Origin of the sequence: Streptomyces yatensis, from assembly GCF_018069625.1 — a bacterium.
In the GTDB taxonomy this organism is placed as follows: Bacteria; Actinomycetota; Actinomycetes; order Streptomycetales; family Streptomycetaceae; genus Streptomyces; species Streptomyces yatensis.
In genome coordinates this window covers 2124119-2149315 of the sequence record NZ_CP072941.1, presented here as the reverse complement: position 1 = coordinate 2149315, position 25197 = coordinate 2124119, and the positions used below count along the sequence as shown (strand labels likewise).

Genomic DNA, 25197 nt, shown 5'->3' with positions numbered 1-25197 from the left:
GGCCCGCCGGGATGTCCCCCGCCGGGTCACCTCGCCGGGGCACTCCGCCACGTCATCCGCCCACGGGCGCAGGGGCCTGGGGCGCCGCGGGGTCCGGGGCGGGGAGCAGCCGGAGCACCGCCTGCCGCTCGGCCTCACTCACCGCCTCGTCGTACGGATCGGGCGTGGCCGGCACCTGGAGGCGGTGCACCGGGCCCGCGCCGAGGCGGGCATAGCCGCGGCCCGGAGGCACCTCGGGCGTCGGCGTGGTGTGCGGCGGCGCCCCGAGGACGGCCGTGGCCTGCTCGGCGGAGACCGGGCCCAGCACCACCCGGGCCCGGGTGTGGCGCCGCACGGCGTCGCTCAGCGCCTCGGCGGCATCCAGCTGATCGGCCACCACGACCCGTACGTTCGCCGCCCGTCCGTGCCGCAGCGGCACGGCCAGCAGCTCCTGCGGGTCGGTGCGCCCGTCGGCCGCCGCGAGATGGCTCATCACCGAGGGCCGGTCCAGCAGGATCCACAGCGGGCGCTGGATGTCGTCCGGCGGCGCGTGCCCCAGCTGGCGGGCGCGGTTGGCGCCGATCAGCCGGCGCTCGGTCTCATGGCCCGCCCACTCCAGCGTGGCCAGCATCCCGGCCAGCCCGGACTCCACCGCCAGCACCCCCGTACGCCCGCCCAGACACGCGTACTCGCCGGTGCCGCCGCCGTCCACCACCAGCACCTCGCCATGGGGCAGCGCCTGGAGCGCGATGGAGCGCAGCAGGGTGGTGGTGCCGCTGCCGGGCTGGCCGAGCGCGAGCAGATGCGGTTCGGTGGAGCGGGGGCCGGTGCGCCAGACCACCGGCGGTACGTCATGCGTCTCCGGCCCGTCCCCCGTCGCCCTCTCGACCCCCGTGCCCACCGCGTCCCCCGCGGTCTCCTCGCAGCTCTCCGGCTCCGCCAGCACCGGCAGCGTCCGCTGTACCGAGGACGGGTCGGTGAAGCCCAGCACCGTCTCGCCGGGCGCGGTGACGAAGCGCTGGGCGTGGATCGCGGTGGACAGGGCGGGCAGCACGGTCAGACTGAGGCCATTGGCCTCCTCGTCCCACTCGAACAGATATTCACGGCCGCGTCCCGACTTCGCGTACAGCAGCTGCTCGATCCGGGTGCGGGCCGCGGGCTCGCCGTCGGTGAAGTAGGCGGGGTAGCGCAGCCGCAGCCGGGTGAGCCGTCCGTCCTCGTCGAAGGCGAAGGAGTCGAACACCGTGGACCAGTCGCCGCCGTGGCTGTAGAGCGGGCTCGGGTCCTCGGCGGCGGAGAAGTACGGCACCAGGGCCTCGTAGAGCGTGCGCAGCCGCTCGGCCCCGTCCGTGCCGGGCGTCCCCGATGCGGCGGGGGCGCGCCCCCGCCCGGCCCAGCCCGCCGCGCCGATCAGGCTGATCGCCGCCGTCAGTGGCCCGTACGGCAGCAGGAAGAGGACGAAGCCGCAGGCGACCACGAGGACGAACACCGGTCCACGGCGCTCGCCCGGCAGCTCCATCCACTTGCGCCGCCCGATGGCGGCGAGCAGGCGCAGCCCCCGGGAGAGCGCGACCAGGGGATGGAGGACATCGGCGACGCCGTCGGCCGCGGTGCGGGCGAACGCGCGGCCACGGAGGGACGGGATGAGCGGGGTGCCCTCGGCGCCGCCGAGGCGGAGGCGGGGGAGCGGTCTCCGGGCCACGTCAGATCTTGATCCCGCCCAGGAGGCTGGCGAGGCTCGCACCGCCCGCCTTGATGCTCGGCGCGATCGCGGTGGAGGCGAGATAGAAGCCGAAGAGCGCGCAGATGATGGCGTGCGACCCCTTCAGCCCGTCCTTGCGGAAGAAGATGAAGACGACGATGCCGAGCAGTACGACGCCGGAAATGGACAGGATCATCACGGTCTCCTGGCTGATGGGGGACGGTCAGTCACCATGAGTGGTTCCAGGATCACAGCATGTATGGGCCGGGCGAAAGGTGCAATTGGGTGGATTATCGGTGTAATCATCACCATGGAGGCGTGGCGCTCCGAGTCGACCGCCGCCTCCCGTGGGGGTGACCGCCTCCTCGGACGACTCGGTCGCCGTCCTTAGGGTGGGTGATCACATACCGAGGTAGCGAAGCCGGAGGCGACAGGCCATGACTGAATCGAATCCCGAGAGCGAGCCCGCCCACGACCCGGAGGTGCTGCAGCTGGCGTCCAAGGTCTTCGACCTGGCCCGGCAGGGTGACACCGATACCCTCGCCGCCTACGTGGACGCGGGCGTCCCGGCCAACCTCACCAACGACAAGGGCGATTCCCTGCTCATGCTGGCGGCCTACTACGGCCACCCCGCTACGGTGTCGGCCCTGCTGGAGCGCGGCGCCGACCCCAATCGGGTGAACGAACGGGGCCAGACGCCCATCGCCGGGGCCGCGTTCAAGGGCGAGGAGGAGGTGCTGAGGGTGCTGCTGGCCAAGGGCGCCGACCCTCGCTCCGGATCGCCCTCGGCCGTCGAGACGGCGCGGATGTTCGGGCGGGAGGATCTGCTCGCGCTGTTCCAGGCGCCGGGGGCGGAGTAGCGGGGCCGCGCGGCGGTGGCCGGGGGCTTCCGTCGGCCCATCGGCTGCCCTGGGCGGTCGGACGCCATTGACCGTTCAAAAGGTGAAGCGCGAGACTTCATTCAGACCGTGAGTTAAGCGATGAAACCAGTCGGCGTCAAGAGCGGCCGCGTCAGGTAGGTTCGGGCCGGGGGGAAGGAGCCCGATGGGTCAGATGAACCGACGGACCGTGCGCGACCTGCGGCGCGGCAACCGCTCGACGCTGCTGCGCCAGCTGTACTTCCAGGGTCCGGTGAGCCGTCAGGAACTGGGGACGCTCACCGGGCTCAGCTCCGGCTCGGTCAGCAACGTCGTCGGCGAACTGCTCGCCGACGCGCTGGTGGAGGAGGCCGGGTCGGTCGAGTCCGACGGCGGCCGCCCCCGCACGCTGCTGCGGGTCGCGCCGGGCAGCGGCCATCTCATCGGGGTCGACGTCGGCGAGACCCATGTGCGGGTGGAGCTGTTCGACCTCATGCTGACCGAACTGGCCCGGTGGGAGCATCCGCTGACGCCCGGCGGGCTGGAGCGGGACCCGGAGCCGGTCGTCGGCCACATCCTGACCGGCCTCGAAGCGGTCGTCGCCAAGAGCGGCACGGAGCCGGAGGCGGTCATCGGGGTCGGGGTCGGGGTCCCTGGCGTCGTCGAACAGGGTGACGAGGTCCTCGTCCACGGCCCGACCGCCGGCCGGGACGCGGTGCCGCTGGAGCGGCTGCTGCGCACCGGCACCGAGCTGCCGCTGTTCATCGACAACGGCGCCACCGCGCAGGGGCAGGCCGAGATGTGGTTCGGGGCGGGCCGCGGCGCGGAGAACGCGGTGATCGCCCTGATCGGCTCCGGAGTCGGCGCGGCCATCGTGACCGCCGGGGCGCCGTACCGGGGCGCGACCAGCAGCGCGGGGGAGTGGGGACATACGGTCGTCCAGGTCGGCGGGCGCGCCTGCCGGTGCGGTGCGGTCGGCTGTCTGGAGGCGTATGTCGGGGCGCAGGCGGTGCTCGACCGCTATGAGCGTGCGGCGTCCGGCGACCGCGCGGCGGAGAGCGGCGCGGAGGGTGTCGAGGAGGGCGGCGCGGAGGGCGCCGGTGAGGACCAGCAGGCCGCATTCGCCGCGATCGTGGGGGCCGCCGGAACCGAGACCCGGGCGCGCGAGGTACTGGAGGAGACCGCGGCCTATCTCGGCGCCGGTATCGCCGATCTGATCAACCTCTTCAACCCCGAGCGGATCATCCTCGGCGGCTGGGCCGGACTGCTCCTCGGCGGCCGGGTCCTCCCCAGGATCCGGGCCGCCACCGCCTCCTACGCACTGCACCGGCCATATGCGCAGACCGAGATCGGGCTGGCCGAACTGGGGCCCGACGCCGTGGCGTTGGGCGCGGCCACCCTTCCGCTGGCACACTTCCTGGCCACCGGCGGAGCGCGCTGAGGGTTCGACTTCTGTCGGTTCAGGGGGAGTTGGGTCGGGGCCCGCCTCAAATTCTTTGAGACAAGAAGGTCCAGACCTATTGACATGGCTCGAACAGGGCTGGACATTGTGTCTCCCCGGAGGTGACCGATGACGGCCCAGGCGCAGGCAGCCCAGCCCTCGCTGCGCACCACCGTGCGCGATCCGCGGCACGGCAGCCGCGCCTCACTGCTGTGGACGCTGTACTTCCACGCCCCGCTCACCCGGCAGGAGCTCGTCCGCCGTACGGGGCTCAGCGCCACCACCGTGCGCACGGTCATCGGCAAACTGATCGCCGAAGGCGTCGTGACCGAAGCCCCTGTGGCCAAAGGCATCGTCACCCCGAACCCCGTCGCCCCGAACCCCGTCACCCCGAACGCCATCGCCCCGAACCCCGCCACCCCGAACCCCATCGCCCCGAGCACCATCACCACCGGCACCGTCGTCAAGGACGCCGCCACCAAGGACGCCGTCACCAGGGGCGTCGCCACCGAAGGCGTCGTCACCGAGGCGGAGTCGGCCCTCGTCGCGGCGGGCCGCCGGGCCGGCGCCCGGCTGCGGCTGGTCCCCGAGCACCGGTACGTCATCGGCGTCGAGGTCGCCGACACCCGGGTCCGCGTCGGGCTGTTCGACCTCACCCTCACCCAACGGGCCGGTGTCGTCCACCCGTTAGCCCCCGGGGAGCGCGACGCCAAAGCCGTCGTCGGCCACATCCTGACCGGTCTCGACACCGTCGTCGAGGAAGCCGGGATCCCCCAGGGGCACATCCTCGGTGTCGGCATCGGCATATCGGCCACCGGCTGGAACGCCCTTCCCCTGGAGCGGCTGCTGAGCACCGGCACCGCACTGCCCCTGCACATCGACAACGGCGCCGAGGCCATGGGCCGGGCCGAGATGTGGTTCGGCGCCGGACGCGGCGTCCAGCACGCGGTCGTCGCGGTCATCGGCTCCGGCGTCAGCGCGAGCGTCATCACCCACGGCGCCCCCTACCGGGGCTCCACCAACAGCGCGGGCGAGTGGGGCCACACCACCGTCCAGGCCGGGGGCCGCCGCTGCCGGTGCGGCGCCCGCGGCTGCCTGGAGGCGTACGTCGGCGCCGAGGCGGTCCTGGAGCGCTTCCGCCAGGCCCGGCGCGGCCGCACCACCCCCGGCGCCGACAACGAGTCCACCTTCGCCGCGCTGCTCGCGGCCGCCGACACCTCATCCGCCGCACAGCGCGTCCTGGAGGAGGCGGCGGTGTATCTGGGCGCCGGAATCGCCAACCTGGTCAACCTCTTCAACCCGCAGCGGATCATCCTCGGCGGCTGGGCCGGGCTGCTGTTCGGCGCCCGGATGCTGCCCCGGATCCGCGAGACGGTCGCCGCGCAGGCGCTGCGCCGGCCGTACGCCCACACCACCATCGGGCTGTGCCGGCTCGGCCCCCACGCCGTGGCGCTCGGCGCCGCCACCGTCCCCGTCGGCCGCTTCCTCACCGAGGACGCGCACCGGCCCGCCCGTCGCCCGGCCACCACTCCCCGACCAGCGCTGACCGGCACCCCTCCCGACCGTTCCCCGACCGCCACTCCCCGACGAGCGCTGATGGGCACCCCTCCCACCCGTACGCCCGTGCCCTAGCGCCCCGGACCCCGGCCCCCAACCGCCGGACGCACACCTTCCCCCCCCCACCGGACCGGCACCCACCGGTCCCATCCCCCACACAGGAAGGCACCACCGCTCCATGAGAAAAACCGTGCGCAACACCGTGATCGGTCTGCTCTCCGCGACCGCGCTCGCCGCCACCCCCTGGCTCACCGCCCCGGCCACCGCCACCCCCGCGGCCGCCCCCCAGGCCACCAACAAGGCCGCCGCCGAGTTCACCGACAACTTCGACGGCCCGGCGGGCAGCGGGGTCGACGGCTCCAAGTGGGGCGTGGAGACCGGCGACAACGTCAACAACCACGAGCGGCAGTACTACACCGACGGCAACAAGAACGCGGCGCTGGACGGCAACGGCAACCTCGTCATCACCGCCCGCAAGGAGAACCCGGGCAACTACAACTGCTGGTACGGCCGGTGCGAGTACACCTCCGCCCGCCTGAACACCTCGCAGAAGTTCACCACCGCCTCCGGCCACGTCGAGGCCCGGATGAAGCTGCCGCAGGGGCAGGGCATGTGGCCCGCGTTCTGGATGCTCGGCAATGACATCGGCAGCGCCGGCTGGCCCAACTGCGGCGAGATAGACATCATGGAGAACGTGGGCTTCGAGCCCAGCACCGTCCACGGCACTCTCCACGGCCCCGGCTACTCCGGCTCGGGCGGTATCGGCGCGGGCTACACCCTCCCCAACGGCGGCAAGTTCTCCGACGCCTTCCACACCTTCGCCATCGACTGGTCGCCCAACAAGATCACCTGGTCCGTCGACGGCAACGTCTACCAGACCCGCACCCCCGCCGACCTGAACGGCAACCGCTGGGTCTTCGACCACCCCTTCTACATCATCCTCAACCTGGCCGTCGGCGGCTACTGGCCCGGCGACCCGGACGGCAACACCTCCTTCCCGCAGCAGCTGGTCGTCGACTACGTCAAGGTGACGGGCGGCAGCTGACGGAGGCAGCCGATGTGGAGGCCCGCTGAGCGGTGGCCTCGGTCGTCATCCGGGGCGGACCGCCTCCGAGACCGCCACGATGAGGGCTTCCACATCGGCTCCCCGGCGTGAGACGAGCGTGAGGTCACGGGCCGGGTCCAGCCACAAGAGGTGGTTGCCGCCGTTGCCCCGGGCACAGCGCCCGGTCGACGGGGCTCGTGGCCACACCACGAGGTGTGCACGGGCTCGTCCAGCCGCAGCGGTCCGTCGTCGAAGGCGACGCCCGCGACGAGGGACAGCACGTCCTTGGTCACGCTGAAGGCCATCTCCACACGGCCCGCTCCGGCGCGTCGGGGTCGACCCCCGCCCAAGCATCACTCACCGGGCCATCGTCCAGGCGGTCGCATGTGACAACGCCGCCCCGTCGCCGCTCGCTCCCCTGTGCGCTCAGCTTCTCACCAGGCGCCGGGGCGCCTTGACCCGCAGGAGGATCAGCACCGCGGAGGCGAGCAACACGACGCCGGAGACGGTGAATACGGTGACGACGCCGCCGATACCGAATATCAGACCGCCCGCGGCGGCGCCGCCGGCGATGGCGGACTGCACGCCCACCACCACGAGCCCGCCCGCGCTTTCCGCCTGGTCGGGCACCATACGAGTCGCCCAGTTCGACCATGCCACCGACACGCCGCCAAAGGCCAGCCCCCAGAGGACCACAAGGAATACGTACCCGGCTTGCCCTGCGGGAAGGAGTGCCACGCCCAGTGCCGCGACACCCATCAGCGCCGGCGTCAGTGTCAACGTCAGGCGCAGGCTGATCTCCAGAAGCCATCCGGACACCAGCGTGCCCACGAGGTTCGCCACTCCGAAGACGAACAACAGCAGCGCCAACGCATCGACGTCGACCTTCACCACGTTTTCCAGCGCGGGCCGGATATAGGTGAACAGCGCGTAGTGGCCAATGTGCACCAGCAGCATTCCCACGATGCCCACCCCGAAGCCCGGCCGGCGCAGCACCTCCCACAACGTGCCCAGCCGTGCCGTGCCATGGGGGGCCATCCGGGGCAGCGTGAACAGCTGGAACAGCAGCGTCACGACCCCGAGTCCGGCCGCCGCCAGGAAGGTGCTGCGCCAGCCGGCCAGGTCGCCGAGGTAGCTGCCGAGCGGCACCGCCACGATGGTCGCCACCGCGATACCACTGAAGATGATCGATACCGCACGGGGCACCAGAGCCGCGGGCACCAGGCGCATCGCCACCGCCGCCGCCATGCTCCAGAAGCCACCGAGCGCGACACCCAGCAGGATCCGCATCAGCATCAGCACGGCCATATTGGTGGCCACGGCCACCAGCAGATTGGATATGATCAAGAGGACGGTGAAGCCGAGCAACACCATCCGTCGGTCGATTCTCCGGGTCAGGCTCGCCGTCAGCAATCCGGAAAGCATCGCGGCTGCCGCGGTTACCGTCACCGCCTGCCCCGCCAGAGCTTCCGATACTCCTAGGTCGGCGGCCATCGGAGTCAACAAGCTGGTCGGCAGATATTCCGCCGTGAGCAATCCGAATACACCCATCGCCAGCGAGAACACCGCCGCCCAGGACGGTGCGGCCGGTTCGGGCGGAACCCATTTCCCATCGGGCGCTTCGCCGGGGTCGGCATCGGGCACGGTGGTGCGCACATCACTACTCAACTGTTTGCTTCTCCCTGAATCGCATGAGAGCTTCGAGTCAAGGCTAGGTACGAATGTCAGGATGAGCTATGACAGAACGTCCGCAATATTTGACCGAGAGTCCGGGCGGGGTGCCTGCGGGCGGGGGAACTCCGGACGGGGTGCCTGCGGGCGGAGGCTCCACGGGGCAGTTCGCCCTGTCGTCCGACCTCATCAGCGAGCTGCTGACCAGCATGCGGCTGCGCGGCGTCCGGTATCGTCGTGTCCACGCCGGTCCGCGGTTCGGCCTGCATTTCGATGCCAAGCCCGGACGCGCCTATTTCCATTTCCTCGCCGTCGGCTCCGCCGTCCTGCGCACCGAGGACGGAACTGTCCATGAGCTTTCGGCCGGCAATGCCGTATTCATGCCCCACGGTGAGTCCCATCAGCTGCTCTCCCGAACGGATATACCGGTCCGGGGCATAGACAGTTTCGATGCGGTCCCGCTCAGCAACGCGGTGAGCGATGTGGATGCCTGCCCGAGCATCAACCCGAATCCCAGCGCGATATTCTTCAACGGCTTCATGGATTTCGACCTCGGCGGAATGCAGGGCCTCAGCCGGCTGATGCCCGATGTCATGCTGGTCGATGCCGAGGGGAAGCGTTACCCCGGGCTCATGCCGATCCTCACGTCCATGAGGCGTGAAGTCTGCGCCGGACGCGTGGGATTCGCCGGCATTCTCGCCCGGCTGGCCGAAGTGGCGGCGGCCATGATCGTGCGGGGTTGGATCGAATGCGGATGCGACAACACCTCCGGCCTCGTGGCCGCGTTGCGCGACCCCCGCCTGGCCTGCGCCATCCTCGCCCTGCACCGGCAGCCCGGGCATCACTGGACCGTGGCCGAGCTGGCGGCGGAATGCAATGTCTCCCGGTCCGTCTTCGCGGACCGATTCCAGACCACGATCGGCATGCCGCCCCTGCGCTACGCCACGGAGCTGCGGATGCTCCTCGCCAGCCAGTGGCTGGCCCAGGACACCATGCCGATCCAGTCCGTGGCGCAGCGCCTCGGCTACACCTCGCAGGCCGCCTTCAGCCGTGCCTTCAAGCGCGTCACCGGCCGGCCGCCCGGCGCCGGCAGGGACATTGCACGGGCACGGGCCGCCGAGGAGGTGGGCTGACGCGGGGGCGGCGTAGCCTCGGGGTCCATGGACACCTCCTGTGCCACCGCGGCCGCGCGGGTCTGTGACCGGATCGAGGCCGCCGACGGGGAGATTCGGGCCTTCGTTCCCGAACCCGGCCGCCGTGAGCGGCTGTTGCGCGAGGCGCGGGCGGCCGATGAGCGGTGGGACGGTCCGGGCGGGCGGCCGGCGCTGTTCGGCGTGCCGGTGGGCGTCAAGGACATCGTGCATGTCGACGGGCTGCCCACACGGGCCGGTTCGGACGTTCCCGCCGAGGCGCTGGCCGGGCCGCAGGCCTCGCTCGTCGATCGGCTACGGGCGGCGGGCGCACTGGTGGCGGGCAAGACCGTCACCGCCGAGTTCGCCGTGACCGCTCCCGGTCCCACCCGCAATCCGCACCATCTCGGCCACACCCCGGGCGGCTCCAGCAGCGGTTCGGCCGCGGCCGTCGCGGCCAGGATGGTGCCGCTGGCGGTCGGGACCCAGACCATCGGTTCGATGATCCGCCCGGCCGCCTACTGCGGGGTCGTCGGCTTCAAACCGACCCACGGCCGCATCCCCTCCGACGGCGTGATCGCCAACGCCCCGACCTTCGACACCGTGGGCCTCTTCGCCCCCGACATGGCGACCCTCGCCCCGGCGGCCGCCGTGCTGTGCGACGACTGGCGGCCGTCCGGCGACGGCGGGGAGGTGGTGGGGCGGCGGCCGGTGCTCGGCATCCCGCTCGGCCCGTATCTCGACCGCGCCGACGCCGAGGCCACACGCTCCTTCGAGGAGCGGGCGGGGCGCCTGGAGGCGGCCGGATGCACGGTCCGCCGCCTGCCCTTCCCGGACGACTTCGACCGGGTCGTGGCGGAACGGCTGGTGATCGGCCGTTACGAACTGGCGCGGACCCACGCCGTATGGTTTCCGCGCTACGCGGAGCGGTACCGCGAGGAGACCGCCGAGGCGATCCGGCAGGGGCAGCGGATCGGTGACGACGCGTACGCCGCGGCCCTGCGCGAACGTGCCGCCTTCCGCGACCGGCTGGTGGCCGCCATGGACCGCGACGGCATCGACCTGTGGATCACCCCGGCGGCCACGGGCCCCGCGCCGTACGGCCTGAAGAGCACCGGCGACTCCGTGATGAGCCTCCCCTGGAGCTACGCGGGCGTTCCCGCCCTCGCCCTGCCCGCGGGCCGTGCGGCGGGCTCCCTTCCGCTGGGGATGCAGTGCGTGGCCCGGCCGGGGGCGGACGAGCGATTGCTGGGATGGGCCCTCGATCTGGAGTCGGCCCTCGCCGGGTCCTCGGCACCCGTATGATGGGCATCCACTCCCATGTACGGAGTTGGGGACGAGATGAGTGCCACATGGTGGCTTATGCAAGGTGAGGCCACAGTCGGCGAGTTACGCCAGTACGGGGTCGACCAGCCGGTTTTTCTGTGCCACTTCACGCCGGGACCGGCCTGGGAAGCCGTCCGGGCGCACTTCGAGGCATGGTCCGCGCTGCGCGGACCGGACCCCGACGGAAGCCGTACCGCCCAGGTCATCCGGTCCATCATGGACCTCGGGCTGCGGCTGGTCCCCACGGACGACAGCCCCTCGATGACGCTGTTCACCGAATGCATCCTGCGCATCGACGGCCATACCGCCCGGCTGCGCTGCTGACGAGCCGCTGAGCACGTCCGTCTACCCGCCGCTCCGGGCGGGCGGCGGGTAGCGTGCACCCATGGACATCGGTGATGTGGTCGAGGACTTCGAGCTGCCGGACGAGAACGGCGCCGTCCGTTCGCTCAGCGGGCTGCTGGCGGACGGTCCGGTGGTGCTGTTCTTCTATCCGGCGGCCTTCACCCCCGGCTGTACCAAACAGGCGTGCCACTTCCGGGACATCGCGGCGGAGTTCAAGGAACTCGGCGCCCAGCCGGTCGGCGTCAGCGCCGATTCGGTCGAGAAGCAGGCGGAGTTCGCCCATGCGTACTCCTTCGGCTATCCGCTGCTGTCGGATCCGGAGGGGACGGTGCGGGAGCGGTTCGGGGTGAAGCGCGGGATCGCGGCGGTGCCGACCAAGCGGGTCACCTTTGTGATTGACACCGACCGCAAGGTGCTGGAGATCGTCAAGAGCGAGTTCCGGATGGGTGTGCACGCGGATCGGGCGCTCGACGCTTTGCGCGGCAGGAGCGCGTAAGGCCGCCTGCGCGGCGGCGTACGACCGGCGAAAGCACCGGGGGGTCTTCCCTCACCCCACCCCACCCCACCCCGCCCCTTCCCGAACCGGGGCGCTGCCCCGGCCCCCGCTGGGCTGCGCACCAGACCCGTTCCGGGGGCTCCGCCCCCGAACCCCGGTGGGGGCAGCCCCTTGGACTGCCACGGGGCTGATGTAGCGACGGGCGAGGCCGGAGGCGAACCGGGCTCAGCGCGGGACAGCCCCGGGGCCGGCCACGGGGATCTGGATGCCGCTGGGCATGCGCGGCGTGTAGGGCGCCTGGAGCCGCTGCGCCTCCTCGTCGGTGAGCCGGAGGCTAAGCGCGGCGGCCGCGTCGGCGAGGTGTCCGGTCCTGGTGGGCCCGACGATCGGCGCGCAGACCACCGGGTTGCGCAGCACCCAGGCGAGGGCGACCTGCGCCATCGGGACGCCGCGCCCGGCGGCGACCGCCTGCACCGCGTCGACGATCGGCTTGTCGTCGTGTGGCATCAACTGGCGGGCGACGGCATCGGTCTCGCTGCGGGCGGTCTGCTCGCCCCACGGCCTGGCCAGGCGCCCCTTGGCGAGGGGGCTCCACGGGATGGAGCCGACCCCCTGGTCGGCGAGCAGGCCGAACATCTCCCGCTCCTCCTCGCGCTGCATCAGGCTGTACTGGTTCTGCATCGAGGTGAACTCCGTCCAGCCGTGCAGCCGCGCGGTGTACTGCATCTTGGAGAACTGCCACGCCCACATGCTCGACGCGCCGATGTAGCGGGCCTTGCCCGCCTTGACCACGTCGTGCAGGGCCTCCATCGTCTCCTCGACGGGGGTCTCCGGGTCGAGGCGGTGGATCTGGTACAGGTCGATGTAGTCCGTGCCGAGGCGGGCCAGGGACGCGTCGACCTGCTCCATGATCGCCCGGCGGGAGAGCCCGGCGCCGCCGGGGCCGTCGCCCATCTTGAAGAACACCTTGGTCGCCAGCACGATGTCCTCGCGCCGTGTGTACTTGCGGATGGCCCGGCCCACGGTCTCCTCGGACGCCCCCTGGCCGTAGGCGTTGGCGGTGTCCCAGAACGTGATCCCGAGCTCGACGGCCTCCCGGAAGATGGGCTCGGCCCGCTCGTCGTCGAGCGTCCACTGGTTGTTGCCGCGCGAGGGGTCGCCGAAGCTCATGCAGCCGAGTGTGACCCGGCTGACCTTCAGTCCTGAGGTGCCGAGACGCGTGTATTCCATGCGGTATTCCCTTCAGTTCAGCAGGGACACCCGGGGGATCGCGCCCCTCTCCGGGGCGCCGGAACCAGTTGACGTGCCGCCCTGGGCGCGGCGGAGCGCCTGCCGTTCCAGGTATGTGAAGGTGCTCTGCCTTGCTGTGTCGCTGCCATGGAACCCGCATCCGTGCGGGGATGGGAGTTACCGCTCTTCCGGGTAACGGCAGTACCTCCCAGCACACCGCCGCACGACTTACGGTGGTGATGTGACCGACAGCGAGAGGCATGAGCAGGCCAACGAGGTGCGGGAGTTCCTCAGGACCCGTCGTGCCCGCATCACGCCCCAGCGGGCAGGGCTGCCCGTCTTCGGTGGCAATCGACGGGTGCCCGGATTGCGCCGGGAGGAAGTGGCACTGCTGGCCGGGATGAGCATTGACTACTACATCCGCCTCGAGCGCGGGAACCTGAGCGGCGCCTCGGACTCGGTGCTGGACTCCTTGTCCCACGCACTTCAGCTCGACGACGCCGAGCGGGCCTACCTCTACGACCTGGCCCGCGCGGCCACTGCGTCCGAGCGTCGGCCACCCGCTGCGACCGCGCGGATCCGACCGGTGGTTCTGCGGATGCTCGACGCGATGACCGGCCTGCCGGCCTACATCCGCAACGGGCGGTTCGACATCCTCGCCGCCAACTCTCTCGGCCAGGCGCTGTATGCCCCGGTCTACGATTCCCCGTTGTTCGCGCAGCGTGGTCCGGTCAACACCGCGCGGTTCCTGTTTCCTCGACCCTGGTTCTGCCGATTTCTGGCCCGAGTGGGAGAAGGCCGCCAACGACTCGGTCGCCTTCCTGCGCACCGAGACCGGCCGTTCGCCGCAAGACAAGGGTCTGACCGACCTGATCGGCGAGCTCTCCGCAAAGAGCGACGAGTTCGTCCAGCGTTGGGCTCGGCACGACGTGAAGTTCCACCGCTCCGGCGTGAAGCAACTCCACCACCCGCTCGTCGGGGACCTGGCCCTGCCCTACGAAGCCCTCGATCTGCCCGCTGAGCCCGGGCTCCGTATCACCGTCTACTCGCCCGAGCCCGACTCACCCGAACGCCAGACACTCGATCTTCTGGCCAGCTGGACCGACTCGACCGCGGCCAAGGCCGACCTGGAGCCCGATAGCGGCCGGGCCCGGTTGTCATACGAGATGGCCGAAACTGTGAGATTTTCGACCGAACGTCCTCAGTAGATCTGGAGCGGTAAGTCCCGCTAAGCCTGCCCCACGCGGTGACGCTGACGGGACTTCTCGTTCCCGTACTACATCAGCCCCGCCACCGCACTCTTCTGACCAGCGGGCGCGGTGCGGGTGGTGCAGGCGTGTACGGTCGGGGCCGGGTCGCCGTGGCCCGCCCCGACCGTACGCGACCGTCAGCTCAGCCGCGAGAAGGTGAACGAGAACTCGGCCGGTGCCACGTCCAGGCGGTGCTCGGCCAGCACCCCCGGGCCGCAGGACTGGGTGCCGATGCCCTGCTGCCGGTGGTCCAGGTGCACCCACACCGTCTCGTTCGACGCCTCGAGATCCGGTGTGTGCTCGGCCGCGTCGAGCTGCTCGGTGGTCCAGCGGCGCGCGGTGAACCAGAAGGCCGGCTCGCCCTCGATGCGCACCCCCGATCCGTCGGGCGCGGTCAGCCGCACCCAGCGGACGTCGATCCGGGCGCCGTTCTCCTGCGGGCGGACGTACGGCGTCTGGAGCTCGTCGACCGACAGCGCCCACCGCCCCACCCGCGCGGCGGCACGCGTGTCCGGGTACGCCTCGCCGGGGCCGCCACCGAACCACTCGGCGTCGCCCAGCGCGGCCGGGACCCCGAGCCGCAGGCCCAGGCGCGGCAGCGGGCAGGTCCACTCGCCCAGCGGGGTGACGGAGACCGCCAGGCTCAGCCGTCCGTCCGCATCGGCGGTCCAGCGGTAGACCGTCTCCAGACCGAAGTCGACGGCGGCGGGCGCGACGCGGGTCCGGACGGTCAGCGCACCGTCCGGAGCCGTCTCCACCGCGTCGGTCCGGTGCCGCACCCGGTGCAGCCCGAACCGGCGCCAGATCAGGCCCCAGCGCTCGTCCGGCTGCCAGGACGCGCCGTTGTCGTTGTCGGTGGGCGCGCGCCAGATGTCCAGCCGGGGCGGTTCGGTGAGGGGCAGTCCGCCGAGTGACGTCAGGGCGCCGGTGGCCGCGTCGAAGACGCCCGGGCCGAGCACGATCCGGTCGCCGTCGCGGCGCGGCGCCTCCCCCGAGGCGAGGGCGCGCGCCCGGCCGGAGCCGGGAGCGGTGGCGGGGAACTGGGCCCAGGCCACCGTATGGCCCGCCCCGGCCCACGCCGTCGCGGTCGCGAGCCGCGCCTCGATGGTCCACCCGGTCTCCGCCCCCGCGTCGGCGGCGGGCGCTGCCGGGAGCTTCAGCTCGGCGGACTCGCCCGGGGGCAGCGGCGGCACCGCCAGCTCACCCGAGCCGATCACCTCGCCCTCCGCCGCATAGCTCCAGGAGAAGACGAGAGGGGACAGATCGGCGAAGTCATGGCCGTTGGTGATCCGGACCGTGCCGTCCGCCCCGTCGCCCTCGATCCGCACCGGCTCGATGACCTTCTTGTACTCGATCAGCCCCGGGGAGGGGGTGCGGTCGGGGAAGACCAGCCCGTCGCAGACGAAGTTCCCGTCGTGCAGCTCCTCGCCGAAGTCCCCGCCGTACACGTGGTAGAAGCGGCCGTCGGGGGCCCGCCGGGTGAAGCCGTGGTCGATCCACTCCCAGACGAAACCGCCCTGGCAGCGCTCATGCGCCTCGAACAGCCGCTGGTACTCGCCCAGTCCGCCCGGCCCGTTGCCCATGGCGTGCGCGTACTCGCACTGGATGAACGGCAGCGCCCGGCGCTTCGCGTCCAGCTCCGGATCGCCCCACGGCGCCTCGGTGCGCCGGCCGATCTGGTCGACCTCCTCGTGCGGCGCGTACATCCGCGAGTAGACGTCCACGTCGGCGCAGGACATGTCGCCCTCGTAGTGGATCACCCGGGACGGGTCGCGCTCCCGGATCCAGTCGGCCATGGCGGACAGCCCGCGTCCGGTGCCGCACTCATTGCCCAGCGACCACATCACGATGGACGGGTGGTTCTTGTCGCGCTCGACCATGCGCTCGGCGCGGTCGAGCAGCGCCGGGGTCCAGCGGTCGTCGTCCACCGGGTTGTTCCGCCACTCCAGGACGCCGAAGCCATGGGTCTCCAGATCGCATTCGTCGATCACCCACAGCCCCAGCTCGTCGCAGAGCCCGAGGAAGGCCGGATGCGGCGGATAGTGGCTGGTGCGCACGGCGTTGATGTTGTGCTGCTTCATCAGCACCAGATCGCGGCGCATGGTCGCGAGGTCCACGGCCCGCCCGTTCTCCGGGTGGAACTCATGCCGGTTGACGCCGCGGAAGAGCACCCGCCGTCCGTTGACCTTGAGCAGCCCGTCCTCGACCACCACGGTGCGGAAGCCCACGCGCAGCGAGACGCTCTCGCCCACGGTGGTCAGCCGCGCCTCGTACAGCCGCGGCGTCTCCGCCGTCCACGGCTCGACGGGGACGGTGGCGCTCTCCCCGGTGGCCAGGTCGAGCCCCAGCTCCGGGACGGTGACCCGGCCGCCGGGGTCGGAGTCGATCCGCAGCGTGCCCTCGCCAGTGGTGTGGTCGTACGAGGCGTGGACGAAGTAGTCGGCGAGCGCGCCCTCGGGGCGGTGCTCCAGCGTCACCTCGCGGAAGATGCCCGGCAGCCACCACTGGTCCTGGTCCTCGAGATAGCTTCCGGAGGACCACTGGTGGACGCGGACGGCCAGCACGTTCCCCGACGGCTGGAGCAGGCCGCCGACCTCGAACTCATGCGGCAGCCGGCTGCCCTTGAAGGTGCCGAGCTCCTCGCCGTTGAGCCAGACCCGGGCGCAGGACTCCACGCCCTCGAAGCGCAGCACCGCCTCCCCGCCCTCCGGCCAGTCGCCGGGCAGGTCGAAGACGCGCAGATGGTCGCCGGTCGGGTTCTCGGCGGGGACGTGCGGCGGGTCCACCGGGAACGGATAGAGCACATTGGTGTAGATCGGCGCCCCGTGGCCGTGCAGCACCCAGTGGCCGGGCACCGGGAGCTCGTCCCAGCCGCGGGCGTCGTAGCCGGGGCGGGCGAAGGAGTCGTCCTCGGCGGTGGCGGTCGGCGACAGCCGGAAGGACCACGTCCCGTTCAGGCTCAGCCGCGCGGCGTCGGAGGATGGGGTCCAGGGGCGGGGCGGCAGCGCTCCCGCGCCGGGGGAGACGTCCTCGTAGTAGGGCAGTGGCGTGTGCTGCGTGGAGCTCATCGTTCTCCTCGGTCAGCCCTTGATACTGGTCTTCTGTGCGGTCATGGGGGAGGACAGCGCGACCTGAACGGCCGTGCGCGACTCCGTTGTCACGAGGGTGTGGAGCGGTTCCTCGGTGTGGTGCGGCGGTTCTTCAGTCCCACCGACGCGAGCGAGCCCTCCAGGGCGAAGGTCGCCGCGCCGAGGCTCACGGGGTTGGACGGGATCGGGCACAGCACGATCTCGGTGCTCGCCAGCGGGCGGCGCAGCGCCCGCACCGCCACCGCCGCGCGCACCTCGGCGAGCAGCGGCTCCCCGAGGGCCGCCGCGACCCAGCTGCTGAGCACGATCACCTCCGGGTTGAGCAGATTGATCAGATCGGCGAGGGCGGCCCCGAGATAGCGCGCCGTGGTGTGCACGACTTTCACGGCCACCGGATCGCCTGCCGTGAGGCCCCGGCCGAGCGCCTCGATGGTGGCCGTCTGGTCGTCCGGGTGCAGCAGCGGACTGTCCGGGCTCAACTCGCGCAGATTCCGCATGATGCCGGGGGCGCCGACATAGGTCTCCACGCACCCCTGGTTGCCGCAGTGGCACTGCCGTCCGTCCAGGACGAGGGTGGTGTGCCCCCACTCCCCGGCGCTGTTGCTGACCCCTCGGTGCAGGGTGCCGCCGAGCGCCAGCCCGGCCCCCACGCCCGTACCGAGGTTGACCACCACGGCGTCGCTCCGACCGCGCGCCGCCCCGAACCACTGCTCGGCCACGGTGCAGGCGCGCAACGGATTGTCGAGGTGGAGGGGGTAGGGGAGGTGCTCGGCCAGCAGCCGCAGCAGCGGGACGTCATGCCAGTCCCAGTTGGCCGCGAACACCGAGACCCCGCCCTCGCGGTCCACCTGCCCCGGCATGCTGACGCCGACGCCCAGCACCCGGTCCGCGGCCACGCCCGCCTGCTCGACCACCGAGGACACCGCGTCCGCGATATGCGCGACCACCTTGCCCGGGTCGTTCTCCTCCGGGCGCAACTCCTCGTCCGCGCGGGCCAGGACGGTCAGCGCCAGGTCGAACAGCTCGACATGGATATACGTCTCGGCCACATCCACGCCGATCAGCGCGGCGCCCGAGGCGTTGACCGCGACCAGACCGCGCGGCCGGCCGCCGTCGGAGTCCTCGTAGCCGACCTCGACCAGCATCCCGAGGTCGAGCAGCTCACCGACGAGATTCGCCACGGTGGCCAGGCTCAGCTCCGTCGCGGCGGCCAGCTCCTGCCGGGAGACGGGGGATTGGGCGACGATATGGCGCAGCACCCCGTAGCGGTTGGCGGTGCGTATGTCGCGGGACGTGCGCTTCACGCCGGAATCCCCTCTGCCCGGGCAGATGCGGTGCCGTGTTGTGCCGTGCCGTAGCCGTGCCGTGCTCCGTCGGCCGCCGCGCCAGGCTAGAGCGTGGGTGAGACCATGGACAACCCCTTAGCCCAACCCCTGTACGAAGGGTGTCGGGCAGCGGGGGCAGTGGCTTCGAGCACAGCGCGTCAGCCGGTCTTGAGCACCGCGCGGACCACGGGCCCGGCGGCATCCCCGCCGTGGCCGCCGCCGGTGACCACGGCGGCGGCCGCCACATCGTTCCGATAGGCGGTGAACCAGGCGTTGGTCTTGGGCTGGCCGTCGATCTCGGCCGAGCCCGTCTTGGCCCCGATGTCGCCGGTGAGCCCGGACATCGCCCGGGCGGCGGTGCCGCTCGTCGCGGTCAGCCGCATCATGGCCCTGAGCTGCGACCTGGTGGCCGGGCTGAGGCTGCGGTCGCTGGTGGCGATCTCCCGGTGGTCGACCGAGCGCGGCACGATGACGGGCTGCTTGAACGTGCCGGTCTGGGCGGTGGCCGCGACGGAGGCGATGGTGAGCGGGTTCATCTGGACCGTGCCCTGGCCGATCATGGCGGCGGCCTTGTCGTCGCCGCTTCCACTCGGCACCTCGCCGTCGAAGGTGGTGATGCCCACCCGCCAGTTCAGCCCGAGGCCGAACACGGCCCGCGCCTCCTGGGCCACCGCGCCGTCGGGCACGGCTCCGGCGAGCGAGACGAACGCGGTGTTGCAGGACGCCGCGAAGTCCTGGGCGAAGGTGGCGCCGGGGTTCTCGCTGTCCTCGACGTTGTGGAACGTCATGCCCTGGGCGTACGCCGCCGTCTTCGGGCACGGCACCAGGTGGCCCGGGCTGACCTTCCCCGCCTCCAGCAGGGTGGCCGCGGTGACTATCTTGAACGTCGACCCCGGCGCCGTCTGCCCCTGCAGCGCGGCGTTGAACTCGGCCTGGTCGGAGTTGGCCACCGCCAGGATCTCCCCGGTGCTGGGCTTGAGCGCCACCACGGAGGCGCCGTCGCGGGTGGCCACCGCCGTCTCCGCGCGCCTCTGCACCCCGGCGTCGAGGGTGGTGCGCAGAGTGCCCGGTGTGCCCTTCTTCACCACATGAAGCGTCGCTCCGGCGGTGCCATCGGCCTTGACCGCCGACACCTCCACCCGCGCCGTGCCCCCGGCGTCCGCTCCGTATCGCGCCCGCAGCGCGATCAGTACCGGGTCGAGCGAGGGATAGCGGCCCTGCCGCAGCTCCTTGCCGTCGCGGTCCAGCACCCGCACCGGCGGATTGTCCGCCAGGTCCGTCCGCACGGACTCATCGGCCGCGAGCTTGGGATGGAGGACCGAGGGTCTCCAGTCGACCAGCGGCTTCTTGGTCGTCCGGCCGCGCACCACGGTCAGCCGCGATGCGTAGGTCCAGCTCGAACGGGTCTTGTCGAAGACCACGTCGGCCTGGACGGTGAACGGCACGGTGGTGCCCCGGGCCGTGCCCGGGGTGACCGTCACCTTCTCCACATGGCCGTCGTCGCGATAGCCGCTCAGCGCGCCGATGGCCGCCTCGGCGTCGTTGGTCAGCCCGGCGGCCAGCATGTCGTTGCCGTCCGCCCACGCGTCCAGGAATTCCCGCGCGGTCCGCCGGGTCTCGTCCGCGGTCACCGGACCGTCATGGGGCGCGGTGGTATCGCCGCCGGTCACGCCCGTGTAGAGGTTGTATCCGCCGTACCCGGCGACGCCCAGAAGCCCCGCCGCCACCGCTCCGAAGACGACCTTGCCCACAGCCCCCATGGCGTCCCCCGCTTTTCGGATGTGGTCGGCTCGTGCCGCTCATGCCGCTCAGGCGGCCTTCTCCACCTCGCCGCGCAGCGCCCGTGTGTAGACCTTCAGCAACCGGCTGTACTCGGCCCGCTCCGAAGGCAGCAGTGCCCGGCCTGCCCGGGCCCGCAGAAAGACGCGAATCGCCTCGTTGGCCTGGTCGGTGGAGGAGTTGGTCAGTAAGGCAGGTTGATGAGTAGGAGTCGGACGCATGCCATAAGAGTAGAGGCCCCTACCGACAACGGCATCGGCGTAAACCGCCCAACTGCGGTGTTACCGGCGGTATGTGAGGAAGACCGCATCCCCCGCACGGGTGTTCCGTCGCCTGCCCTCATGGCATATGCCCCGCCGTGGCCGGGGTATGCGTCCCGGGCCTCATCGGCTCTGACCAGCGGTTTCCGGCCCGGCCGGCGGCCCGGTGAGGATCACTTCGAGGGTGCGGGGGCCGTGGACGCCTTCGACGCGATCGAGTTCGATATCACTCGTCGCGGACGGGCCCGAGATCCATGTCAACGGACGGGCCGGATCCAGGCGTTCAAGGCCCTCCGGGACGGAGCCCACCACCTGGTCGGGCACCCGGATGACGCAGATGTGGTGGTCGGGGACGAGGGTGATGCGGCGGCGGCCCTGGTCGGGGGCGGCGTCCAGGACCACGGTGCCGGTTTCGGCGATGGCCACCGCGCAGGCCGTCACCACGCTGGAGACCGCGTCCAGGTCGTGCGGCGTCAGCTCCGCCGTGTCCGGGACCCGGCGCACCGCGTCGGGGACGGCGGACAGCCAGGAGTCGGGGAGGCCGGGGGGTACGGCCACGCTGGTCGCGCCGCGGTCGGCGAGGAGGCGGGCGATCAGGGCGGGGAGGGACGGGGCGTCGGTGCGGTGGACGATCGCGCGGTAGTCGGCCAGGTTCTCGGCGAGGAGGTCCGCCGTCTCGGCGGGGGTGCGGTCGCCGTGGACGCGGTGGTAGGTCCGCTCGACCGGCACCGCGTCGGGCGTCTCGGCGCGCGGCACATCGGCCAGGGCGTGGCGGATGCGGGCCATGATCAGGGCGCGGGAGCCGGGGCCCTGGGTGCCGGCCTGGGTGCCGGGGCCCTGAGTGCCGGGGCCCTGGGTGCTTTGGGGGCTCTCGATTCCGGGGTTCCGGGAGCCGGGGGCTTGCGGGGTCATGTGGTCGTCTTCCTTCCCTCCGTGCCGCTCTCGCCCCGGGTACGTCGCCACCAGTCGCGGAACGACTCCTCCGGCACCTTCGGCAGCTCACGCGTATCGCTCCACGCCCGCCCCGGACCGGGCAGCCGGCGCGGATGGAAGCGGCGGGTGCGGGAGGCCAGGCGCTGGCCGGTGCGCAGCACCCGGGGGTGGTCCAGGGCCCAGCGGGCGGCGCGCATCGCGGCGCGCTCGGCGGCGTGGCCCTTGGCGGGCTTGATGACGGTACGGGTGCCGCGGACGGAGACGGGCCCGCCCTCGACCACGCGCTCACGGAGGTGGACCAGGATCTCCGGGATGTCGATGGCGACCGGGCACACCTCGTAGCACGCACCGCACAGGGAGGAGGCGTACGGGAGGGAGGCGTCCAACTCGCTCTGCACGCCGCGCAGTTGCGGGGTGAGGATCGCGCCGATCGGCCCCGGGTACGCCGAACCGTAGGCATGGCCGCCCGCCCGCTCGTACACCGGGCACACATTGAGACACGCCGAGCAGCGGATGCAGCGCAGCGCCTGGCGGCCCACGGTGTCGGCGAGGGTGTCGGTGCGGCCGTTGTCGAGGAGGACGAGGTGGAAGGTGCGGGGCCCGTCCGCGTCCGTGGTGCCGGTCCAGGTGGAGGTGTACGGATTCATCCGCTCGGCGGTCGAGGAGCGGGGCAGCAGCTGAAGGAAGACCTCCAGGTCCTGGAAGGAGGGGACGATCTTCTCGATGCCGACGACGGAGATCAGCGTCTCGGGGAGGGTCAGGCACATCCGGCCGTTGCCCTCGGACTCCACGACCACGAGCGTGCCGGTCTCCGCGACCATGAAGTTGGCACCGGAGATGCCCACCTTGGCGTTCAGAAACTTCTCGCGGAGGTGCAGCCGCGCGGCCTCCGCCAGATCGGCGGGCGCGTCGGTCAGCCCCTCCGGGGCCGGGCGGCCCCACTCGGCCATCCTCTCCGCGAAGATGTCGCGGATCTCGCCCCGGTTGCGGTGGATCGCCGGGACCAGGATGTGCGACGGCAGGTCGTCGCCGAGCTGCACGATCAGCTCGGCGAGATCGGTCTCGTACGCCGTGATCCCGGCGGTGGCGAGGGCGCCGTTCAGGCCGATCTCCTGCGTGGCCATCGACTTGACCTTGACGACCTCGCGCTCGCCCGTCGCCCGCACCAGCTCGGTGACGATCCGGTTCGCCTCGTCCGCGTCCGCCGCCCAGTGGACGTGGCCGCCGGCCGCCGTGACCGCGCGCTCCAACTGCTCCAGATACTGGTCGAGATGGCGCAGCGTACGGTCCTTGATGGCCGCGCCCGCGGCGCGCAGCGACGACCAGTCGTCCAGCTCGGCCACCGCCGTGGCGCGCTTGGCGCGGATGGTGTGGGTGGCGTGGCGGAGATTGGCGCGCAACTGGGTGTTCCGGGTCGAGGCGTCGGCCGCCGCCGGGAAAGCGGGCATCCCCAGGTAGGTGGCTTGGTGGGTTCCGCTCACCAGACGTTTCCTTCCGTGCTGGCCAGGATTTCGGCGATGTGGACCGGGCGGACCGTGGAGCCCTGGCGGGCGAGTGTGCCGCCGATGTGCATCTGGCAGGAGTTGTCCACCGTGCACACGGCCTCGGCGCCGGTCGCCGTGATGTTGCGCGCCTTGTCGGCGCCCATGGCCGCCGAGACGGCCGCGTTCTTGACGGCGAACGTACCGCCGAAGCCGCAGCACTCATCGGCGCCCGGCAGCTCCACCAGGTTCAGCCCCTTCACGGCGGCGAGGAGCGAACGCGGGCGGTCGCCGAGCCCCAGCATCCGCAGCCCGTGGCAGGTGGGGTGGTAGGTCACGGTGTGCGGGTAGTACGCGCCGACGTCGGTGACCTTCAGGACGTCGGTGAGGAATTCGGTCAGCTCGTACGTCTTGGGGACGGCCTCGGCCGCCGCGTCCGCGAGCTCCTGGCCACGACCCTCGGCGGCCGCCTTGGCGCCGATCCGGGGGTAGTTGTCGCGCACCATCGCCGCGCAGGACCCCGAGGGGGCCACCACGTAGTCGTAGTCGCGGAACGCGGCCGCGTAGCGGCGCACCAGCGGTTCGGTCTCATGGCGGTAGCCGGTGTTGAACTGCGGCTGGCCGCAGCAGCTCTGCCCCTCCGGGAAGCCGACCTCCACGCCGAGCCGTTCGAGCAGCGTGACCACGGCCTGGCCGGTCTGTGGATAGAGGGTGTCGTTGACGCAGGTGATGAAGAGCGCTACGCGCACGGTTCCTCCTCGTCGCCCAGGCCGGTGGCGGCCCTTGTGACCTGCGCGTCCCCCAGCCGGGCGGCTGCCCGGTCCCACGCCGAATGATCACCTGTGGGCTCATACTGCCTCAGTGGCTGGGTGCTGTGAAGCAGCGCGCGCAATTCGGACAGCCCACCGGTGATCACTCCGGCCGCCCTGGCCTGGACCAGTACGTTTCCGAGGGCCGCCGCCTCGGCCGGGCCCGCGATCACGGGGAGCCCGCAGGCATCGGCGGTGAGCTGGCACAACAGCGCGTTGTGCACACCGCCGCCGACGATGTGCACGGTGCGGACCGTGCGGCCGGACAGCCGAGCGGCGTCGTCGATCGCGCGGCGGTGGGCCAGGGCGAGCGAGTCCAGGACGCAGCGGGTGGTCTCGGCCGGGGTGCGGGGGACGGGCTGGCCGGTGCGGCGGCAGGCGTCGGCGATGCGGTCGGGCATGTGGTCCGGGGCGATGAAGGCGGGGTCGCCGGCGTCGACGACCGAGCGGAGGGGGGTGGCTTGGGCTGCGGCTTGGAGGAGTGCGGTGAGGTCCTGCGTGTGGGTGGCTTGGATGCGTTGGGTGGCTGTGGTGCCTCTGCTTTCCCAGGCGCGGACGCACTCCTGGAGCATCCACAGCCCCATGATGTTGCGCAGATAGCGGACCGTGCCGTCCACGCCCAGCTCATTGGTGAAGTTGGCCGCGCGGCTCGCCTCCGTGAGTACCGGCGCGTCCAGCTCCAGCCCGGCGAGGGACCACGTGCCGGTGGCGATGTACGCGAAGTCGGGCGTGGTGGCCGGGACGCCGACGACGGCGGACGCGGTGTCGTGCGAGCCGACGGCGGTCACGGGGAGCGGGGTGGTGAGACCCGTCTGGGCGAGAACCTCCTGGCGCAGGGTTCCGGCGGGGTCGCCCGGGCGGCGCAGGGGCGGGAAGAGCGTCAGGTCGATGCCCAGGGCCTGCGCCACGGGGGTGGCCCAGTCGCGGGTGCGGGGGTCGATGAGCTGGGTGGTGGAGGCGTTCGTCAGCTCGGTGCCCGGCTCGCCGGTCAGCCAGTACGAGAGGAGGTCGGGGATGAGGAGAAGGCGGTGGGCGGCGGTGAGGGCGGGGGTGCCCTGGGCCGAGATGAGCTGGTAGATGGTGTTGAAGGGGAGGTGCTGGATGCCGGTGGTGGCGTAGAGGGCCTGGGGCGAGAGCACTTTCGCGACCTTTTCGGCGGCGTTGGTGGTGCGGGTGTCGCGGTAGTGCACGGGGTTGGCGAGGAGGGTGCCATCGGCGGCGAGCAGGCCGTAGTCGACGGCCCAGGTGTCGATGCCGATGCTGGTCAGGGGGCGTGGAGTGCTGTTCGCCGCCGCCTTCAGGCCGTTCAGGATGCCCTGGTAGAGCGACAGGATGTCCCAGTGCAGGGTGCCCAGGACGCGGGTGGGCTGGTTGGGGAAGCGGTGCGCCTCGTGGAGGGTCAGCCGTTCGGCGGCGACCTCACCGACGATGACGCGGCCGCTGGACGCACCGAGGTCTACGGCGGCGAAGCGGTGCGGTGTGGTGGACACGT

General features: G+C 71.7%; 20 protein-coding genes and 1 pseudogene. 9 read left to right on the top strand and 12 right to left on the bottom strand.

All coding sequences use genetic code 11. The features are described 5' to 3' along the window. Positions 1 to 52: 52 nt before the first annotated feature. The gene (locus J8403_RS08340) at positions 53 to 1681 is read right to left on the bottom strand and encodes an RraA family protein (RefSeq protein WP_211122610.1); all 1629 of its coding nucleotides are present in this window, start codon (positions 1679 to 1681) and stop codon (positions 53 to 55) included. Position 1682: 1 nt separating this feature from the next. Next, positions 1683 to 1877 (bottom strand): hypothetical protein, encoded by a 195-nt coding sequence (locus J8403_RS08335; RefSeq protein WP_059146566.1) that lies wholly within the window; start codon positions 1875 to 1877, stop codon positions 1683 to 1685. A 241-nt stretch (positions 1878 to 2118) separates the two neighbouring features. Here J8403_RS08335 and J8403_RS08330 point away from each other — a divergent pair, with 241 nt between their 5' ends. From J8403_RS08330 to J8403_RS08315, 4 genes are all read left to right on the top strand, one after another. Next, positions 2119 to 2541: an ankyrin repeat domain-containing protein gene (locus tag J8403_RS08330; RefSeq protein ID WP_211122609.1), complete on the top strand. Its 423-nt coding sequence runs from the start codon at positions 2119 to 2121 to the stop codon at positions 2539 to 2541. A 184-nt stretch (positions 2542 to 2725) separates the two neighbouring features. Further along, positions 2726 to 3979, top strand: a complete 1254-nt coding sequence (locus J8403_RS08325) for an ROK family transcriptional regulator (RefSeq protein WP_211122608.1) — start codon at positions 2726 to 2728, stop codon at positions 3977 to 3979. A 129-nt stretch (positions 3980 to 4108) separates the two neighbouring features. Then, positions 4109 to 5611 carry an ROK family transcriptional regulator gene (locus tag J8403_RS08320; RefSeq protein WP_211122607.1) on the top strand — a complete coding sequence of 501 codons (1503 nt, stop codon included), beginning with the start codon at positions 4109 to 4111 and terminating at the stop codon, positions 5609 to 5611. 103 nt (positions 5612 to 5714) lie between these two features. Further along, positions 5715 to 6581 (top strand): glycoside hydrolase family 16 protein, encoded by an 867-nt coding sequence (locus J8403_RS08315; protein ID WP_211122606.1) that lies wholly within the window; start codon positions 5715 to 5717, stop codon positions 6579 to 6581. 426 nt (positions 6582 to 7007) lie between these two features. Here J8403_RS08315 and J8403_RS08310 read toward each other — a convergent pair whose 3' ends face one another. Then, a complete protein-coding gene (locus J8403_RS08310; protein ID WP_246585761.1) occupies positions 7008 to 8237 on the bottom strand; it encodes an MFS transporter in 1230 nt (409 codons plus the stop codon). Between the two features lie 80 nt (positions 8238 to 8317). Between J8403_RS08310 and J8403_RS08305 the strand changes: the two genes are divergently transcribed. The 4 genes from J8403_RS08305 (at position 8318) to J8403_RS08290 (ending at position 11549) form a co-directional block, all read left to right on the top strand. Next, positions 8318 to 9385 carry an AraC family transcriptional regulator gene (locus J8403_RS08305; RefSeq protein WP_211122604.1) on the top strand — a complete coding sequence of 356 codons (1068 nt, stop codon included), beginning with the start codon at positions 8318 to 8320 and terminating at the stop codon, positions 9383 to 9385. Positions 9386 to 9412: 27 nt separating this feature from the next. Beyond that, complete coding sequence (locus J8403_RS08300; RefSeq protein WP_211122603.1) at positions 9413 to 10687, top strand: amidase; 1275 nt, start codon at positions 9413 to 9415, stop codon at positions 10685 to 10687. 36 nt (positions 10688 to 10723) lie between these two features. Then, positions 10724 to 11032 carry a hypothetical protein gene (locus J8403_RS08295; RefSeq protein ID WP_211122602.1) on the top strand — a complete coding sequence of 103 codons (309 nt, stop codon included), beginning with the start codon at positions 10724 to 10726 and terminating at the stop codon, positions 11030 to 11032. Positions 11033 to 11093: 61 nt separating this feature from the next. Continuing rightward, on the top strand, positions 11094 to 11549 hold the full coding sequence (locus tag J8403_RS08290) for a peroxiredoxin (protein ID WP_211122601.1): 456 nt from the start codon (positions 11094 to 11096) through the stop codon (positions 11547 to 11549). A gap of 225 nt (positions 11550 to 11774) precedes the next feature. Here J8403_RS08290 and J8403_RS08285 read toward each other — a convergent pair whose 3' ends face one another. Beyond that, entirely contained in the window at positions 11775 to 12779 is a 1005-nt protein-coding gene (locus J8403_RS08285) for an aldo/keto reductase (protein WP_211122600.1), read from the bottom strand. Positions 12780 to 13020: 241 nt separating this feature from the next. Here J8403_RS08285 and J8403_RS08280 point away from each other — a divergent pair. After that, a pseudogene (locus J8403_RS08280) lies at positions 13021 to 13987 on the top strand (helix-turn-helix transcriptional regulator). A gap of 179 nt (positions 13988 to 14166) precedes the next feature. On the opposite strand, the gene J8403_RS08275 reads toward J8403_RS08280, so the two are convergent. The 8 genes from J8403_RS08275 to J8403_RS08240 all read right to left on the bottom strand — a co-directional run bounded on the left by J8403_RS08275 (position 14167) and on the right by J8403_RS08240 (position 25195). After that, on the bottom strand, positions 14167 to 17097 hold the full coding sequence (locus J8403_RS08275) for a glycoside hydrolase family 2 TIM barrel-domain containing protein (RefSeq protein WP_211122599.1): 2931 nt from the start codon (positions 17095 to 17097) through the stop codon (positions 14167 to 14169). 89 nt (positions 17098 to 17186) lie between these two features. Further along, positions 17187 to 18422, bottom strand: a complete 1236-nt coding sequence (locus J8403_RS08270) for an ROK family transcriptional regulator (protein WP_211122598.1) — start codon at positions 18420 to 18422, stop codon at positions 17187 to 17189. Between the two features lie 179 nt (positions 18423 to 18601). Then, a complete protein-coding gene (locus J8403_RS08265) occupies positions 18602 to 20203 on the bottom strand; it encodes a penicillin-binding transpeptidase domain-containing protein (protein WP_211122597.1) in 1602 nt (533 codons plus the stop codon). A gap of 48 nt (positions 20204 to 20251) precedes the next feature. Continuing rightward, positions 20252 to 20443 carry a hypothetical protein gene (locus tag J8403_RS08260; protein WP_211122596.1) on the bottom strand — a complete coding sequence of 64 codons (192 nt, stop codon included), beginning with the start codon at positions 20441 to 20443 and terminating at the stop codon, positions 20252 to 20254. Between the two features lie 162 nt (positions 20444 to 20605). Next, positions 20606 to 21268 (bottom strand): LutC/YkgG family protein, encoded by a 663-nt coding sequence (locus J8403_RS08255; RefSeq protein ID WP_211128140.1) that lies wholly within the window; start codon positions 21266 to 21268, stop codon positions 20606 to 20608. Between the two features lie 122 nt (positions 21269 to 21390). Then, positions 21391 to 22863 carry a lactate utilization protein B gene (locus J8403_RS08250; protein ID WP_211128139.1) on the bottom strand — a complete coding sequence of 491 codons (1473 nt, stop codon included), beginning with the start codon at positions 22861 to 22863 and terminating at the stop codon, positions 21391 to 21393. A gap of 29 nt (positions 22864 to 22892) precedes the next feature. Further along, positions 22893 to 23645 (bottom strand): (Fe-S)-binding protein, encoded by a 753-nt coding sequence (locus J8403_RS08245; protein WP_211122595.1) that lies wholly within the window; start codon positions 23643 to 23645, stop codon positions 22893 to 22895. Further along, complete coding sequence (locus J8403_RS08240) at positions 23636 to 25195, bottom strand: rhamnulokinase (protein ID WP_211122594.1); 1560 nt, start codon at positions 25193 to 25195, stop codon at positions 23636 to 23638. The genes J8403_RS08245 and J8403_RS08240 overlap by 10 nt, the downstream gene beginning before the upstream one ends. Between the last annotated feature and the right edge of the window lie 2 nt (positions 25196 to 25197).

Excerpts from the sequence above, each read along its gene's own strand:
- J8403_RS08335 (WP_059146566.1), bottom strand. The coding sequence starts at position 1,877 with ATGATCCTGTCCATTTCCGGCGTCGTACTGCTCGGCATCGTCGTCTTC.
- J8403_RS08330 (WP_211122609.1), top strand. The coding sequence starts at position 2,119 with ATGACTGAATCGAATCCCGAGAGCGAGCCCGCCCACGACCCGGAGGTG.
- J8403_RS08325 (WP_211122608.1), top strand. The coding sequence starts at position 2,726 with ATGGGTCAGATGAACCGACGGACCGTGCGCGACCTGCGGCGCGGCAAC.
- J8403_RS08320 (WP_211122607.1), top strand. The coding sequence starts at position 4,109 with ATGACGGCCCAGGCGCAGGCAGCCCAGCCCTCGCTGCGCACCACCGTG.
- J8403_RS08315 (WP_211122606.1), top strand. The coding sequence starts at position 5,715 with ATGAGAAAAACCGTGCGCAACACCGTGATCGGTCTGCTCTCCGCGACC.
- J8403_RS08305 (WP_211122604.1), top strand. The coding sequence starts at position 8,318 with ATGACAGAACGTCCGCAATATTTGACCGAGAGTCCGGGCGGGGTGCCT.
- J8403_RS08300 (WP_211122603.1), top strand. The coding sequence starts at position 9,413 with ATGGACACCTCCTGTGCCACCGCGGCCGCGCGGGTCTGTGACCGGATC.
- J8403_RS08295 (WP_211122602.1), top strand. The coding sequence starts at position 10,724 with ATGAGTGCCACATGGTGGCTTATGCAAGGTGAGGCCACAGTCGGCGAG.
- J8403_RS08290 (WP_211122601.1), top strand. The coding sequence starts at position 11,094 with ATGGACATCGGTGATGTGGTCGAGGACTTCGAGCTGCCGGACGAGAAC.
- J8403_RS08285 (WP_211122600.1), bottom strand. The coding sequence starts at position 12,779 with ATGGAATACACGCGTCTCGGCACCTCAGGACTGAAGGTCAGCCGGGTC.
- J8403_RS08275 (WP_211122599.1), bottom strand. The coding sequence starts at position 17,097 with ATGAGCTCCACGCAGCACACGCCACTGCCCTACTACGAGGACGTCTCC.
- J8403_RS08265 (WP_211122597.1), bottom strand. The coding sequence starts at position 20,203 with ATGGGGGCTGTGGGCAAGGTCGTCTTCGGAGCGGTGGCGGCGGGGCTT.
- J8403_RS08260 (WP_211122596.1), bottom strand. The coding sequence starts at position 20,443 with ATGCGTCCGACTCCTACTCATCAACCTGCCTTACTGACCAACTCCTCC.
- J8403_RS08255 (WP_211128140.1), bottom strand. The coding sequence starts at position 21,268 with ATGGCCCGCATCCGCCACGCCCTGGCCGATGTGCCGCGCGCCGAGACG.
- J8403_RS08250 (WP_211128139.1), bottom strand. The coding sequence starts at position 22,863 with ATGCCCGCTTTCCCGGCGGCGGCCGACGCCTCGACCCGGAACACCCAG.